This window comes from Flavobacterium branchiicola, from assembly GCF_018383905.1.
Lineage (GTDB): Bacteria > Bacteroidota > Bacteroidia > Flavobacteriales > Flavobacteriaceae > Flavobacterium > Flavobacterium branchiicola.
In genome coordinates this window covers 118,015-133,666 of sequence record NZ_JAGYWA010000010.1, presented here as the reverse complement: position 1 = coordinate 133,666, position 15,652 = coordinate 118,015, and the positions used below count along the sequence as shown (strand labels likewise).

17 protein-coding genes and 1 tRNA gene are annotated in these 15,652 nt (G+C 33.4%); 6 read left to right on the top strand and 12 right to left on the bottom strand.

Translation table 11 applies throughout. The features are described 5' to 3' along the window. Positions 1-7: 7 nt before the first annotated feature. Positions 8-403 (bottom strand): helix-turn-helix domain-containing protein, encoded by a 396-nt coding sequence (locus KHA98_RS21140; RefSeq protein ID WP_213259979.1) that lies wholly within the window; start codon positions 401-403, stop codon positions 8-10. A 261-nt stretch (positions 404-664) separates the two neighbouring features. Here KHA98_RS21140 and KHA98_RS21135 point away from each other — a divergent pair, with 261 nt between their 5' ends. Next, positions 665-841, top strand: coding sequence for a hypothetical protein (locus KHA98_RS21135; RefSeq protein WP_213259978.1), 177 nt, complete (start codon positions 665-667; stop codon positions 839-841). 76 nt (positions 842-917) lie between these two features. Next, positions 918-1,934 carry a hypothetical protein gene (locus KHA98_RS21130; RefSeq protein ID WP_213259977.1) on the top strand — a complete coding sequence of 339 codons (1,017 nt, stop codon included), beginning with the start codon at positions 918-920 and terminating at the stop codon, positions 1,932-1,934. Positions 1,935-2,025: 91 nt separating this feature from the next. On the opposite strand, the gene KHA98_RS21125 is transcribed toward KHA98_RS21130, so the two are convergent. The 3 genes from KHA98_RS21125 to KHA98_RS21115 all read right to left on the bottom strand — a co-directional run bounded on the left by KHA98_RS21125 (position 2,026) and on the right by KHA98_RS21115 (position 5,203). Next, complete coding sequence (locus KHA98_RS21125; RefSeq protein ID WP_213259976.1) at positions 2,026-3,504, bottom strand: serine hydrolase domain-containing protein; 1,479 nt, start codon at positions 3,502-3,504, stop codon at positions 2,026-2,028. A gap of 155 nt (positions 3,505-3,659) precedes the next feature. Beyond that, positions 3,660-4,799: a helix-turn-helix domain-containing protein gene (locus KHA98_RS21120; protein ID WP_213259975.1), complete on the bottom strand. Its 1,140-nt coding sequence runs from the start codon at positions 4,797-4,799 to the stop codon at positions 3,660-3,662. A 330-nt stretch (positions 4,800-5,129) separates the two neighbouring features. After that, positions 5,130-5,203, bottom strand: a tRNA-Ala gene (locus KHA98_RS21115). 268 nt (positions 5,204-5,471) lie between these two features. Here KHA98_RS21115 and KHA98_RS21110 point away from each other — a divergent pair. The 4 genes from KHA98_RS21110 (at position 5,472) to KHA98_RS21095 (ending at position 7,855) form a co-directional block, all read left to right on the top strand. Beyond that, the gene (locus tag KHA98_RS21110) at positions 5,472-6,236 is read left to right on the top strand and encodes an enoyl-CoA hydratase/isomerase family protein (protein WP_213259974.1); all 765 of its coding nucleotides are present in this window, start codon (positions 5,472-5,474) and stop codon (positions 6,234-6,236) included. Between the two features lie 115 nt (positions 6,237-6,351). Continuing rightward, the gene (locus tag KHA98_RS21105; RefSeq protein WP_213259973.1) at positions 6,352-6,528 is read left to right on the top strand and encodes a hypothetical protein; all 177 of its coding nucleotides are present in this window, start codon (positions 6,352-6,354) and stop codon (positions 6,526-6,528) included. Between the two features lie 33 nt (positions 6,529-6,561). Next, the gene (locus KHA98_RS21100) at positions 6,562-7,014 is read left to right on the top strand and encodes a 6-pyruvoyl trahydropterin synthase family protein (protein ID WP_213259972.1); all 453 of its coding nucleotides are present in this window, start codon (positions 6,562-6,564) and stop codon (positions 7,012-7,014) included. Between the two features lie 97 nt (positions 7,015-7,111). Next, complete coding sequence (locus KHA98_RS21095) at positions 7,112-7,855, top strand: UDP-2,3-diacylglucosamine diphosphatase (RefSeq protein WP_213259971.1); 744 nt, start codon at positions 7,112-7,114, stop codon at positions 7,853-7,855. Here KHA98_RS21095 and KHA98_RS21090 read toward each other — a convergent pair whose 3' ends face one another. The 8 genes from KHA98_RS21090 to rsmI form a co-directional block, all read right to left on the bottom strand. After that, positions 7,856-9,070, bottom strand: coding sequence for a cytochrome c3 family protein (locus KHA98_RS21090; protein ID WP_213259970.1), 1,215 nt, complete (start codon positions 9,068-9,070; stop codon positions 7,856-7,858). 82 nt (positions 9,071-9,152) lie between these two features. Beyond that, positions 9,153-9,509: a hypothetical protein gene (locus KHA98_RS21085; RefSeq protein ID WP_213259969.1), complete on the bottom strand. Its 357-nt coding sequence runs from the start codon at positions 9,507-9,509 to the stop codon at positions 9,153-9,155. A 149-nt stretch (positions 9,510-9,658) separates the two neighbouring features. After that, positions 9,659-10,015, bottom strand: coding sequence for a hypothetical protein (locus KHA98_RS21080; RefSeq protein WP_213259968.1), 357 nt, complete (start codon positions 10,013-10,015; stop codon positions 9,659-9,661). Positions 10,016-10,188: 173 nt separating this feature from the next. Further along, a complete protein-coding gene (locus tag KHA98_RS21075; RefSeq protein ID WP_213259967.1) occupies positions 10,189-11,103 on the bottom strand; it encodes an alpha/beta fold hydrolase in 915 nt (304 codons plus the stop codon). After that, positions 11,104-12,384: an MFS transporter gene (locus KHA98_RS21070; protein WP_213259966.1), complete on the bottom strand. Its 1,281-nt coding sequence runs from the start codon at positions 12,382-12,384 to the stop codon at positions 11,104-11,106. Next, entirely contained in the window at positions 12,374-14,074 is a 1,701-nt protein-coding gene (gene recJ, locus KHA98_RS21065) for a single-stranded-DNA-specific exonuclease RecJ (RefSeq protein ID WP_213259965.1), read from the bottom strand. Before recJ ends, KHA98_RS21070 begins: the two co-directional genes overlap by 11 nt. A 293-nt stretch (positions 14,075-14,367) precedes the next feature. Next, entirely contained in the window at positions 14,368-14,712 is a 345-nt protein-coding gene (locus KHA98_RS21060) for a HopJ type III effector protein (protein WP_213259964.1), read from the bottom strand. 175 nt (positions 14,713-14,887) lie between these two features. Beyond that, on the bottom strand, positions 14,888-15,607 hold the full coding sequence (rsmI, locus tag KHA98_RS21055) for a 16S rRNA (cytidine(1402)-2'-O)-methyltransferase (RefSeq protein ID WP_213259963.1): 720 nt from the start codon (positions 15,605-15,607) through the stop codon (positions 14,888-14,890). Positions 15,608-15,652: the final 45 nt, after the last annotated feature.

Genomic DNA, 15,652 nt, shown 5'->3' with positions numbered 1-15,652 from the left:
TGAAAGATTATTTATCCTTCATTATTTTTTCTAAATATTCAACTTTATCTTTTTCAGCCTGAACCAAACGCTCGTAAAGTTCTACAACTTTGTCAAGTGGATTAAAATTACAAGTTGAACCACTGGCAAAATTTCCAAAGTTTCCTGGGCTATCATTAAAAGTATTAAAATAATTAATGACATTTTCTTCTGAAAAATTTTTAATAGCATCAATAGAAACTTCCAGCGCTTCGGCAACTTTTTTAAGTTTTTGTTCCTCTACGACTTCGCTTCCTTCAATATATGAAACATTCTGTTGAGTGGTCTCCATTGCAATAGCAAGTGCTTCCTGCTTCATGCCTTTAATTTCTCTAATACGGCTAATGTTCCGTCCGATATGAATTGGTTTTGTTGCTGTGCTCATAATTCAAAGGTATTTAAAATTCTTTTACAAAATTACTTTGGGTAAAAAACAGATTGCGTTTGTAGTTTACGGCTTTTTATCTCATTAAATAAAAGTACAAATTTTCAGACAAAAAGTAAGTTTGAAATTTTCAAACATTCATAAATTTTTTCAAAATAAAACTTTCTTTTCGCGATTTTAAATTCGGCTAAAAACAACACTTAACCTTTTGATAACATGCTGAATAGTTTAAGTTTTTACTTTTAATTAAAATTTAAACTTATGGAAATCAATTGGGGAATAATTGGCATTGTAGCTGTATTGGTTGTTATTTTGGTTGTACTCACAATCAGAAAGAATCTAAAAGAAAAAAAGAAATTGGAAAATTTGCTGAATAATGATTTCAAAAAAGCAAAAAAAGATAGAATTGATGCTGACGATTCGGCGAATGAGAAATAGCCAACAAAAAGTAATAATCTCGTGTGATTATAGTGTAGGATAAATAAGTATATTAGCGCTCTAAATCATAGATTACATGAAGAAAAAACTACTTAGATTGCTTTCTGTTTTTACCATTTTATTGCAATGCACAATAGTTAGCTGTTCTGCAGATGAATCCTCAAAAGAACCTGAGGTTGTTGTTCCTGTAGATCCAAAGCCTGTAGATCCAGTTGTTACAAAACCTGTTCTGCCTAAGTCAGAAATGATGAAACCTGCGATTGTAAATATAAGTTCGTCAAAAACAGCAAAAAATGCCGAAGTAAGAAAACGTATAGTTAAATCTACAAGATTTGCTCAAAATATTGGAGTTAATATTTATGAGTACCACCTCGATAGAGATTTAAATATTTACAGAAGTTTACCCTCAGAGAATCTTTTTGATGTTGCTGAAATAGCTTTAAATAAAACTACCGAACGAGATTATGATCTTGTTTATAAATACAATTCATTAGGTCAGCTTATTAGTATTAATACTGATAAAGTTTATACAAATAATGGACATACAAATACACCAGAAAACTTCAGTTTTACTTATAATAACAATGGTTCATTGAATGAAATGATATCATCATACGCGTTCGGAAGCCATTATACATATAACGAACAAGGGCTGATGGAGAAACGAATTGAAAATGACGGTCATGTAAGTTATAAATATATGTATGATGAACAAGGAAGAATAAATGAAGCTTTTTTCTATATTCATGATGTCTTGCAGATGCACTATAAATATACTTATCCAAATGATACTAGTTATGTAAAAGCTTGGTATAGTGTTAATTCCGATCAAACTGAAACTTTGACGAGTTATGTAATTTTTACTTTTGATCCAACTAAAGCAGGAGTTTATAATAAAGAGCCATACTATAGATTAGATAATCAATATTTACACGTAACAAAGATTTCTTCAAATATATTATCTAACGGAAGTTGGCAAGTGCAGTTTGAAGCTGTTCCGAAATATTTTTATGATGAAGAGGGATATCTAATAAAGTATGATGCTGCAGGATTTAATTATACAACAGATATTACTGTTTTTGAATATGAGTAGAAAGCTTAATTATATACTTTCTTAAAACGAATAAACCCTTGTAGCTGAATTTACAAGGGTTTATTAATTTAAGTTATTGCTTTTTTTGATTTTATTTACCAGACTTTATTGCTTCAGTAATTAGAACTTCAGTATTCAAATTGCCTCTTGTCAAGACTACAGAACTTAGTTTTTTATCACTGAAACCGAATTTTAGTACGTTAGGATAATCTATAATTTTAAAAGATCCATTTTTTAGATAAACTAATTCGTTGTCATTTTTTCCTTTAAAATGATCCAAAAGCATAGACTCAACATAAAGGCGATTGTTTTTTTCTACTATTTTGGTTTCTACTCCTTGTCCATAAAGAAAATCATCATAAGTTCCGATTAGTTTTTCTTTTAAATCTTTTGGAACTTCCTGAGTTTCCTCGTTAGGTGATTTTCCATTCCAGTTCATTAATTTCAAAAGCTTTCTTTGGGTGTGCGACATTACAGGAAAACGATTTGGTTTTTCGCCATTGGTTAGAAATGTAAAGCCGTTTCCATCTTTCATAGTCGCAAAAACAGTACCTCCAACTCCTGTGTTTGAGCCATTGCAAATAAACCAATCGTAGTTATTATAGCCAAAGGACTTTTGCCATCCGTAACTCCATCCGGCAACAGCATCTTTTAAGGCGGTTACTTCTGTTACTTTTTGTGCAATAGAATGAGAAATCACTTTATTGTTTTTATTGCGCAAGGCATTTTGTATTTCAATAGCAATTAAAGCTAAATCTGTAGGTGTAGACCACATTCCTGAAGCTCCAACTTGCGGCGTAATTGGTAAACCAGTTCTAATAACTTTTTCGTTTTGATCGTGAACGAGTGCCACATTTGTTAAGAATCCTTTTTCGTTAGGTTGTGTCATCGTAGTGTTTTTTAATCCAAGAGGCGAAAAGATATATTGTTTAGCAAGTTCTGCGATAGATGTATTAAAAGTATCTTCCAAAGCCATTTGAATAATCACATAACCGCCACCGCTGTACGACCAACTCGTTCCTGGTGTAAACAAAAATTCAATTTCTTTATCATATCGTGGTATTTGACCTAAAAGACTTTGTTTTATTGTCGGGATGGTATCGCCTTCATAATAATCTGCAAATCCGCCCTGAGTTGTACCAGCCGTATGATTTAAAAATTGTTTCCAGGTTGGGCTATGGTTTTCGGTAAACTTACTTTTTGGCAAGTGCCAGCGTTTTAGATAACCATCTATCGGATCGTCTAAATTAATTAAGCCTTTTTCTTCAAGCATAAAACAAAGTAGTGCCGTAATAGGTTTTGAAATCGAAGCGGTAGAAAAAGCAGTGTTTTGATCTATTTTTTCTGGCGAGTTTATCGATTTTACACCAAATTGATTGGAATAAACAATCTGGTAGTTCTCAAAAACAACAAGACTAAATCCGGCAAGTTTATTTTTTTCCAGTTGTTCATTAATATTTAAACTATCAGTAAGAAAACTATAATCTTTTTTTTGTGATACTGTTTTGTTGTTTGTTTGTGCGTTCGAAGTTGTTACTATAAGAAGTAGTAAATAAATAAAGTTTTTCATTGTATCGTGATTTTCGGTTAGAAATTTATTTCGATACAAAGATGTGGGAGAAATTAAACCTACGCGACCGAGTGAAAATATTCGAACGCATTTGTAAAAAAGAAAATAGTACGAATAGTTAAAAACACGAGTACGAGTAATTACAAAGTGCTAAATTAAAGCGCTTTACGATAGTCGGTAGGAGTGAAGCCAGTATGTTTTTTAAAAGCGGTATTGAAAGAAGATTTCGAATTAAAACCTACATCATATAAAATTTCTAAAATAGTGACCTTGCTTTTTGTGGCATCTTTTAAAATATTCATGGCACTTTCTATGCGATAGGTATTAATGAAATCGTAAAAATGCTGCTCTAATTTATGATTAATTAAAAGAGAGAGATCCCTAACCGGAATTGCAATACCCTTAGAGACATCCTGAATTGTTAAAGAAGGATCCAAAAACGGTTTTTCTTCCGCCATATACTGCTGTAGTTTCAATAACTCTTCATTATATTCTTTTTCACTTACAGGTAATTGTTCCTTATTTTTTTCTTCTAAAACAATATCCGAAACCAGTTGTAATTTTGAATCAACACTCTTAAATAAATCGGGGTTGTTTAATGCTTTAAATAAGTACCAACAAACAATAAAGAGCTGAAACACCAAGAGTCCAATTTTTATCCATTCAGAAATATTGGGATAATCGGAGAATTTGAAGATATTTTTTAAAATAGCAGCCGAATACAAAATGGTCATTAGAACTGCAAACTGAAATAACCAATTATAAGAACTTATACTTGTACCGGCACAATTTTCGAGATATAGTTTTTTTGCTTTTCTCAATACCATAAAAACAGCAATGATATATACAATTAGCTGAACATGTATAAGAATATGATTGAACTGTATTTCAATACTATTTTGATAGTTTTTGATTAGATTAATTTTAGAAGCAGTATCTACTGCGTAAAAGCGAGGCAATAAAACCAGATTGGCAATTAAAAATGGAAGAACATGTATTAGATGTTTGGGTTTAAGCTTAAAATCTGAATAACAAACCGATAATACATACAGATATAAAACAGGAATTTGTAAGAAAGCACACAAACCTCTTAACATTCCAAGATTCGAAGGCTCATGAATTACTAAGTCAAATAAAGTCTGACTGGTGTCAATTGCTTGTAATATTAAAAAAGCAGCAAAAAGAGAATTACTTGTCTTATGCTTTGTCTTGACCGCAAACAAAAAAAAAGCAAGAAATAGTAAAATGAATAAGGTAATTATGGTAACAATAACTAATAAATTGATCTTATCCATGCAGTATTTTTGGGTGTTTTTTGGTTTGTAATTTTGGCTAATTTGTTTTAATGCAAAAAAAACTTTTGCTAAGCCATCCAAAAATAGTAAAATATTTTTTGAATATGATAAAAGTAGATGAGGTTTAAATATTTCTATAACTTGATGGAATAAAAATAAAAAACCGGTAAAATAAAAGTTTACAGACTTTTAAAAAAAAACTGTAAAATAAAGAATTCAAGTCACTTGTTAAACCCGACAGGTTTTTAAAACCTGTCGGGTTTACATAACGTATACAAACAAAAATACCCAAACAGAGTTGTTTGGGTATTTTTTGTTGTGAAAAATGTGTGGAGAATACCGGATTCGAACCGGTCACCCCTTGCCTGCCAGGCAAGTACTCTAGCCAAATGAGCTAATCCCCCTTTTTTGTTTGAGAATCTGTATTCGAACTGTCATCCTCCCGATTTTGCATCGGGATATTCTAGCCAAATGAGCTAATCCCCCTTTTTTGTTTGAGAATCTACATTCGAACTGTTTCCCTCCCGATTTTACATCGGGATACTCTAGCCAAATGAGCTAATCCCCCAAAGCCTTAGCAAATAAAGGCAATTAATTATCAAAAAACAAATTTCAAATAGTTTCCAGTTAATTATTTTTCAAAAGCGTAACTTTACCTTTAAATTTATTTTTATGAGTTCAGAAATTTCAAAAGGAAGTTTAGAAACTTCTTTTCAAAATACTATTGCAACCATTCAGTTTGGTCATCCTGCGAGTAATTCTTTTCCGCGTCAATTATTAGATCGCCTTACGGCAGAAATTAATCTGTTGAGCCGAAATGAAAATGTTTCGGTTATTATATTAAAAAGTGAAGGAGCAAGGACTTTTTGTTCCGGAGCTTCTTTTGATGAACTTCTGGAAGTTGAAAATATAGAGCAGGGAACAGAATTTTTCTCTGGTTTTGCTCATTTGCTTAATGCAATGCGCAATTGCAATAAACTAATTATTGGTCGCGTTCAGGGAAAAGCCGTTGGCGGTGGCGTTGGTATTATTGCAGCTTGTGATTATGTTTTTGCAACTCCCGAAAGTGATGTAAAATTGTCTGAACTGGCAATCGGGATTGGACCTTTTGTTATTGAACCCGCAGTTTCACGAAAAATTGGTAAGACAGCCATGACCGAAATGACGCTTGCTGCACACGAATGGAAATCGGCAGAATGGGCTTTTCAAAAAGGACTTTTTTCGGTAGTTTGTGAATCTTTTAGTCTTGATCTTAAAATAGATGATTTTGTTCAAAAGTTAAGCTCATATAATCCGGAAGCTTTGCTGGAAATGAAAAAGATTATTTGGGAAAATACCGAAAATTGGGAATCGCTGCTTTTTGAACGTGCTGCAATTACAGGAAAATTGGTACTGTCTGATTTTAGCAGAAATGCATTAAAACAATTTAAAAAATAATTTTCATATAAACCTGCAAGGTTTTTAAAACCTTGTAGGTTTGATTATTAGAGTCAAAAAAAGTATATTCTATCTATAAGGTTTTGAAAACCTTACAGGATTAAAACAATTTAAAATGAGACTGATTTCATTATTTCAAAAAGTCGATGTAGCCGAAAAACTTAAAAATGCGCCAGACAGCGGATATCAGCTTGGCGTTGTCATTGGATCTTTTATTCCGTTTGTAATTTTAGTAGGAATTGCATACTGGATGTATAACCGTGCTAAAAAAAGAGACGAAAACGGTTATTAATTTGTAAATTTGCAAGCTTAAAATTAAGAATCGATGAGTAATATCAGAATTACAAAACAATTTAGTTTCGAAACCGGACATGCTTTGTACGGTTATGACGGAAAATGCAAGAATGTTCACGGCCACAGTTATAAATTGTCGGTAACCGTTATTGGTTCGCCAATTACAGACCGATCGAATGTGAAGTACGGAATGGTAATTGACTTTTCTGACCTAAAGAAAATTGTAAAAGAAGAAATCGTCGATCAGTTTGATCATGCTACTGTTTTTAACCAAACAACACCGCATATTGAATTGGCAAATGAGTTGAAAAACCGCGGGCATCATGTAATTTTGGTAGATTATCAGCCAACAAGTGAAAATATGGTGGTTGATTTTGCAGAAAGAATTATAGGAAGACTTCCGGCCGGAATTTCTCTTTTTTCTCTTAAACTTCAGGAAACAGAATCTTCATTTGCAGAATGGTACGCTTCTGATAATCTTTAAAATTAAAAAAAGAAATTCCAAATTCTGAACTCTTCGACTTCGCTCAGAGAGACAAAAAGTCTAAAATTCTAAGAAGTCTAACAATCTAATAATTTAAATGAAAAAAGTATATTTTGCTTCAGATCAGCATTTTGGTGCTCCAACTCCAGAATTGAGTCTTCCGCGCGAGAAAAAATTCGTTGCCTGGTTAGATGAGGTTAAAGAAGATGCCGAAGCAATTTTTTTGTTAGGAGATTTATTTGATTTTTGGTTCGAATATAAAACTGTTGTACCAAAAGGTTTCGTACGTATTTTGGGTAAACTGGCCGAAATTCGCGACAGCGGAATTCCGATTTATTTTTTCGTGGGAAATCATGATTTATGGATGAATGATTATTTTCAGACCGAATTAAATATTCCGGTTTATCATGATAACAAAGAATTTACTTTTAACGGAAAAACCTTTTTAATTGGTCACGGCGACGGAAAAGGCCCCGGCGATAAAGGCTATAAAAGAATGAAAAAGGTATTTACAAATCCGTTTTCAAAATGGCTTTTCCGTTGGCTTCATCCCGATGTCGGGGTAAGTTTAGCACAATATTTATCGGTTAAAAACAAACTAATTTCCGGAGACGAAGATGTTAAGTTTCTTGGAGAAGAAAACGAATGGCTGGTTTTGTATGCCAAACGAAAACTGGAAACCAAACATTACAATTATTTCATTTTCGGACACCGTCATTTACCAATGATTATTCCGGTGGGTGAAGATTCTAATTATGTAAATCTTGGTGACTGGATTGGTTATTTTACCTACGGTGTTTTTGACGGCGAAAAATTTGAACTTCAGAAATTCGAAAAATAATTACTTCTTTTTAATATTCGCATAAATTCCAATTTTATGCGTTCGCAGAGAATAACTTGTTACCGCTGCTGTATTTGATTGCTGAAAAGATATGGCTTTCGAATCTTGCTTTGGCATGTGGCATTCTACACAATTATTAGCCAGCAGTGATTTTGAGATTGTTTTTAGCGTTGCCGGAGTATGTTTTGTAACCTGATGACAGCTCATACAAATTTTAGAATAAGTCGCTATATTTTGCGATGAATCCTGATGCGGATTATGACAAGACATACAATCCATTTTTTGGCTTTGTTTAAAACATTTACTCTGAGAAAGTAATCCTAACTGATTGCCATGTACATCAAAATTTGTACTGTCTTTTGTGCCCGGGTAAGCTCTAAAATACGAGTTGAGACTTTCTCCCGGTTTGTACTGAAATCTGGATTTTAGTTTTGCCTGATCATTTCCGGAATGGCATAAGGCGCATGCATCAAGTTTTTGTTGTCTGTTTAGATTTTTAAAACTCACTATATTTTGAGCCTGTTTTAAATCAGGAAATTTTAAATGCGTCTGAACATGTTTCTTTGCCGGTCCGTGGCAACGTTCGCAGTCAATTCCGTAGACTAAAGTTTTCTTATCCATAAAATCTTCAACATCCATGGTCAGGAAAGTAATGCTGTCAGAACTTGTCGTAATATATCTGCTGCCAATATTCGAACTATGGCAGGCAAAACATTCTTTGTCTATTTTTCGTTCAAAATTTGGATTTGTAGCAGAATATCCCGGACTTGTTGCCCAACTGTGTATCGATTTATAGTAAGAAATTGGTAATTCGTAAGGATAATGGTTTTTCCAATACGTACCGGTTTGCGCATGTTTAGTTCCAAAAACAACGTCAAATGGATAAGCTTCAACTTCTTTTCCGTTTTTATACAAAACCTGATAAAGTGAATCATGACGCTCTTCCATTACTATTTTGATGTCTTTACCATAAACAAAAGTATTTTTGCCATTTGTAAAATGACCTAAAATATTTTCTTTTGTTGGTGGAGACGTTGCTTTAAAATGTGAAGTATGTAAAGTAGATTCGTATTGTTGTTGGTGACATTGAATGCAGCTTTCAGAACCGGCATAATCGGTTCCGCGCGGGTCAATGTATTCATCAGATTTGTTGCTGCAATTGGTTAGGAAAATTGCAAGAACAAAAAGTACAAGAATGAGGCAGTTTTTTTTCATTGCTGTAAATATACTTTTTTTTGATTTGAATCAAAATATATTTAAATAATGAAAAATTACTGTTAAAATGTTTCGGATATCTTTAGTTTAATCCGGGTCCGTAAACATATTCGTCTAATTCGATTTTAAATAAAGAACCTTCAACTAAGTCTTTAATCGATTTTAATTCCGTCATGTTAACCGCTAAATCTATAGACGAACAAGGTGTTTTTAATAAAAATTTATGGCAGGAGTATTTTAATTCGCAAGCTTCGCAGCAATTGTTTTCGATTATACTGTCTTCGATTAAATCGCAAAACATATTCAATTCAGAAACGGTAAAATAAAAGCCTGTTTCCTTAAAAACCAATTGTACTTTATCCAGAATGGTTTGATTGTTTTGTTTCCAGTAAAAGGCTATTCCAAAACTATTGTGGTATATCTGTTCTATTTCTCTCATTATAAATCCTTTTATTTCAACAAATATAAATATTATTTATATTAATTCTAAATAAAAAAATCATAAAAATTTGAAAAAAAATCATTCTGCTGAAACATGGCTGTGTCGCAAAATGTTTGGATTTCTAATGAAAGAAAGGTTGAAATGTTTTAGTTTCTGCCTGAACCGTAAATATATTCATTGAGATGAAGTCTAAATAAGGAACCATCAACCAAGTCTTTTATAGAATTTAATTCACTTGGTGATATTTCTAAATCTAGTGCAACATAAGGTGTCTTTAATAAAAATTTATCGACGGCACGTTTTACACTAATTGTATTATAATCGTTATGGTCTGTTACGCAGTCTTCAATTAAATTGTGAAATTCATTTAATTCCTGAACTGAAAAATAAAATCCCATTTGTTTAAAAAGCAATTGAATTTTATCTGATACAATTTCATTGCCATCTTTCCAATAGAATGAAATTCCAAAATCGTTGCGGTATATCTGTTCGATGTCTTTCATGACATTTTTTTTAGGCCACAAAGATAAGTACTTATTGTATTAATACTTGATTAAGGAAAACATAAAAAAATGCTAAAAAATCTCGTTAATAAATGATTGTCAGTTATTTATATGGGTTCTGTGAGTTTGTTTTTTGAATAAAATTAGATGAATGCTTTTAGAATTCAATAGAGTTATTTAAACCACTTTTGCATGTTTTCAAAAAACTCATTTTGTTGGTCAACAAATAAATAATGAGAGCAGTTGTCAATATAAGCAAAGTGATTTTTGCCAGTTATAGCTTCAATTGAAGCAATTTGTGCCGATGAAAAAACACCGTCTTCTTTACCATAAATGCCAAAAATGGGGATTCCGGCGGCTTTAATTTTCTTTAATAATGGTCTGCTGTCGATATTATTTTGCTTTTCATTTTGATAAAAAAGCAGGGGTGCATTTTTGTTCCGAATATTCGTTTTGTAAAATTCTCCTGCTTCGTAATTACTATACAGTTTTTTTGAATCTTCGGTTGGATTTGGCATTTTAAAGAAGCTATTTTCTCCTGCAAGTTCAAAACAACCTTTTCGGTATTCGGCTGAATTTTTATTTAAATTTTCGACCACGTTTATTCGTTGCAATTGCTCAGGATTGTTGTTGTACTTTTTCTTGAGTGTATTTAGAATATGGTCGTACGTTTCCTGTTGCGAAAATAAAGCGCCGGCCAAGACCAAAGCGCTAACATTTTTTGGATATTTATTGGTGTAAAGTGTAGCAACCAAACCTCCAAAACTATGACTTAGAAGAATGGCTTTCTTTAAATGATATTTTTTATAAATCGAATTTAAATCCTGAAAAGCTTCCTCATAAGTGAATTTTGCATTAGGATCTGTAGATCTTCCTTCGCCTCTTCGATCGTAAGCAATCACATAAAAACCTAAATCTGCCAGTTTTTGTGCTGTCGTTCCTTCAAATAAAGTGGCATTGCCACTTGGACCTCCGTGAATAAAAATTAAAGCTTTATTCTTTTCGTTTCCGTATGTTTTGATATACAGGTTTTGCCCAATGCCTAATTGGGATAATAGTAAAAATACAAGAACTGGAAACAATTTCATTTATTCTAATTTTTGATGATCGTCCATATCTTTTTTCAGATCTAAATTTCTAAAAGTAGGCGATATAAATCCAAAACCTAAAACGGTTAAAAGTGTAACACTTCCTCCAAAAATAACAGAAGTTACAGCTCCCATTAATTTAGCAGTTGCGCCACTTTCAAAAGCACCAAGTTCGTTAGAAGATCCAACAAAAATTGAATTTACTGCGCCAACGCGTCCGCGCATGTGATCCGGAGTTTTAAGTTGTAAAATAGTCTGACGTATTACTACAGAAATTCCGTCTGCTAATCCGCTTAAAAATAAAGCAAAAACAGAAAGCCAGAAATAAGTCGAGAATCCAAATAAAATGATTGATAAACCAAAAACAAAAATGGCGATCAAAAGTTTTTTTCCGGCATTTTCGTATAAGGGTACATAAGCCGAAACAAGCATTGTAATAAAAGCACCCACAGCAGGAGCGGCTCTTAAAATTCCAAATCCTTCAGAACCTACTTTTAAAATATCTTGTGCAAAAACCGGTAATAGTGCTACTGCGCCTCCAAAAAGCACCGCAATCATGTCAAGTGATAAGGCACCTAAAACAATTTTGTTTTTAAATACGAAAGTCAAACCTTCTGTAAGACTGTCTTTTATTGATTCTCCAATCTTTGGATTTATAATAGGTTTTTTGCTGATTTGGGATAAAGCAATTAGTGAAACAAGTGAACATCCAAAAACCAGACACATTGACCAGTGAACGCCAATCCAGTTGATTGAAAATCCAGCTAAAGCGGGGCCCATTACAGCTCCAATTTGCCAAACCGAACTGCTCCAGGTTGCCGCATTTGGATATGCTTTTTTAGGGATAATCAAGGATAAAAGTGAGAAAATAGTTGGCCCAAGAAAGGCGCGAACCAAACCACCAAAAAATACTAAAGTATAAATAGAATATAAAATGTAATGTGAAGACCAGCCGCCAACAACTTTTGGCCAGGTCAGAAGAAATAAACCAAAGCTAATTACCGAAAATCCGAGAATGCATTTTACCAATAAACCTTTTTTCTCTCTTTGATCCACAATATGTCCAGCAAAAAGAGCCATAGAAACAGCCGGAATAACTTCCATTAAACCAATAATTCCCAAGGAAAGCGGATCTTTCGTTAAACTGTAAACTTCCCATTCGATTACAATAAACTGCATCGACCAGGCAAAAACCATGGCAAAACGTAATATTAAAAAAACGTTGAATTCTCTATAACGAAGTGCCTGATAAGGATCGGGCTTATTTGATTTATCTTTCATTTGTTCTAATGTCTTTCAGCATAAGCTGGGTTGTAACAGTTCCATTCCATTCGTTTTCGGCTATAGAATAAGCGAGCTGAAATGTATTTTGATTTTTTGTTATATCTAGTTTTTTTCCAAGTCCAAAGCCAATTGCAGCAATTCCGTCGGAGTTTGCTTGTTTTGCAAACAGTCGTAAATGTTCTTCTTCTGCACCTAAGGTTTTAGCATAACCGGTATCTTTTATATCCTTAGTCATAAAAACCGGCGTCATGTTTTGTGGGCCAAAAGGTTCAAATTGTTTTAAAATCCGAATAAGTTTCGGCGTAATATCTGAGAAGTTTATTTTAGCATCAATCTCGATTTCCGGAGTTCGCATTTCCGGTAGAATGGTGGTTTCAACTTGTTTCTCAAAAGCTTGTTTAAAAGTCGAATAATTTTCAGCTTTTAAAGTCATTCCCGCAGCATACATATGTCCTCCAAATTGTTCCAGATGTTGGGAACAGGCATCTAATGCATTGTAAACATCAAATCCTTTTACAGATCGGGCAGAAGCAGCATATTTATCACCGCTTTTAGTAAAAACCAAAGTCGGACGATAATAGGTTTCAATTAATCTTGAAGCCACAATTCCAATTACGCCTTTGTGCCAGTCTTCCTGAAAAACTACAGTAGAAAAACGTTCTTGTTCGTTATTTTCTAAAATTTGCTGAAATGCTTCTTTAGTGATTTTTTTATCCAGATCTTTTCTGTCAGCGTTGTATTGTTCAATTTCTGATGCAAATTGCTGTGCTTGCTCAAAATCAAATTCAGTCAATAACTCAACAGCATGATTGCCGTGTTTGATTCTTCCTGCCGCATTAATTCGGGGAGAAATGATAAAAACAACATCAGTAATATCAAGAACTTTCTTTTTTACCTGATGAACCAGCGCTTTAATTCCGGGTCTTGGTTCGTTGTTGATTACCTTTAAACCAAAATATGCTAAAACGCGATTTTCACCTGTGATCGGTACAATATCTGCTGCAATTGCAGTGGCAACTAAATCCAGATACGGAACTAAATCTTCGATGGTTTCATTTCGATTTCGGCCTAAAGCCTGAATTAGTTTAAAACCAACGCCGCAGCCGCATAATTCATCGTAAGGATAAAAGCAATCGTCTCTTTTTGGATCTAAAATAGCAACCGCATTTGGAAGAGAGTCTCCGGGTCTGTGGTGATCACAAACAATAAAATCTATATTTTTTGATTTCGCGTAGGCGATATGTTCAATTGATTTAATACCGCAATCGAGCGCTATAATTAATGAAAATCCATTATCGTCGGCAAAATCAATTCCTTTATAGGAGATTCCGTAACCTTCATCGTAGCGATCCGGAATATAAGTCGCAATGTTAGGATAATGTGATTTTAAATAGGAAGAAACCAACGAAACCGCTGTTGTTCCATCAACATCATAATCGCCAAAAACCAAAATGTTTTCTTGATTTGCAATAGCAACTTCGATTCGGTCAACAGCTTTATGCATATCTTTCATAAGATATGGATCATGAAGATGTTCTAATGAAGGGCGAAAGAAATTTTTCGCTTCATCAAAAGTCTCAATTCCACGCTGTATCAAAAGTGTTGCTACAAAATCTTCTACATTTAAGGCTTGTGCCAAATGCTTGATTTTTTCTTTAGTAGGTTTTGGTTTTAAGGTCCAGCGCATTTGTTTGATTGTAGATTTTTGATTTTAGATTTCAGATTTTGGAAATCGTTTAATCTAAATGGGTAATTTTTTGTTTTGCCACTGGTTAAAAGGATTATTTTAAACCACAAATTACACAAATTTCCGCTAATTTAATTTGTGGGAATTTGTGTAATTTGTGGTTCATTTTTTTTTAATAATCATTGAAATCCTTTTAATCTGTGGCAGAATATTCTGTTTTTAACTTTGTCAAAGTTTGACGAGTTCAAAGTGTAGAATCTAATCCCGATAGCTATCGGGACTGAAATCTAAAATTATTTTAATTCAAGAGCATTTCCTTCAAACTGAATTCCGTCCCAGCCTAAGTTGATGAAATTTCTAATGTTTTGGTGATTGGTTCCGTTTGGATCACCTAAAACTTCTTCAAAATAAAAAGCGCCAAAACAAGCTAAAGTTTCTTCTTTGCTTAAATTCTGCAATTTTGCAAAAGAGAATAATTTGCAAGAACCTGAATTTTCGCCTGCTGCGTTATGTTGTGTTCCATTTTGAAAAGCAGTTGGAGTAAAGTTGTAGTTTTCTTCAATTACTGCAATGGTTTCTGGAAATGTGATTTGTGTTGGAGTTTGTTTTACTTTTTCTAAAAAGGCTTGAATGCTCATATTATGGTTTTTTTTTGCTAAATATTACAATAGCAATGATTTTTTTAATCGCAAATTTCACAAATTTCCGCTAATTTAATTTGTGCAAATTTGTGAAATTTGTGGTTTGTTTCTTTTATAATCTGTGATAATCATTTAATCCCGATAGCTATCGGGAGTGGCTGAAATAATTATTTTATTCTTCTTCGTCCTTAGAATATTTACTTCTTTTGGCTTCTTTCTCTATTGTTTTTCCAGCGACAACCACGACGATTTCTCCTCTTGGAGCTGTTTTCTCAAAATGCGCTAAAACCTCTTTTGCAGTTCCGCGTACATTTTCTTCATGTAATTTTGATAATTCACGCGAAACGCAAACTTGTCTGTCTTCTCCAAAATACTGAATAAACTCACTTAAAGTTTTAACGAGTTTATGTGGTGAAACGTATAAAATCATCGTTCGGGTTTCTTCAGCTAAAGCCAAAAAACGAGTCTGACGACCTTTTTTCTCCGGAAGGAAACCTTCAAAAATAAAGCGGTCATTTGGGAGTCCACTGTTTACTAAAGCGGGAACAAAAGCCGTCGCTCCGGGAAGACATTCTACTTCAATTTTATTTTCAACACAAGCGCGGGTCAATAAAAATCCGGGATCTGAAATGGCCGGAGTTCCGGCGTCGGAAATCAAAGCGATAGTTTCGCCGGCTTTTAAACGTGCGATTAGATTTTCGGTAGTTTTGTGTTCGTTGTGCATATGATGACTGTGCATGTGCGTGCCAATTTCAAAATGCTTCAACAATTTACCGCTTGTTCGCGTGTCTTCAGCCAAAATCAAATCGACTTCTTTCAAAACCCGAATGGCTCTGAAAGTCATGTCTTCAAGATTGCCAATTGGCGTTGGAACGATGTATAATTTTGACATATTTTTTATTCGTGATAATTTGAAATGTAAACTGTGAAAGGTGAA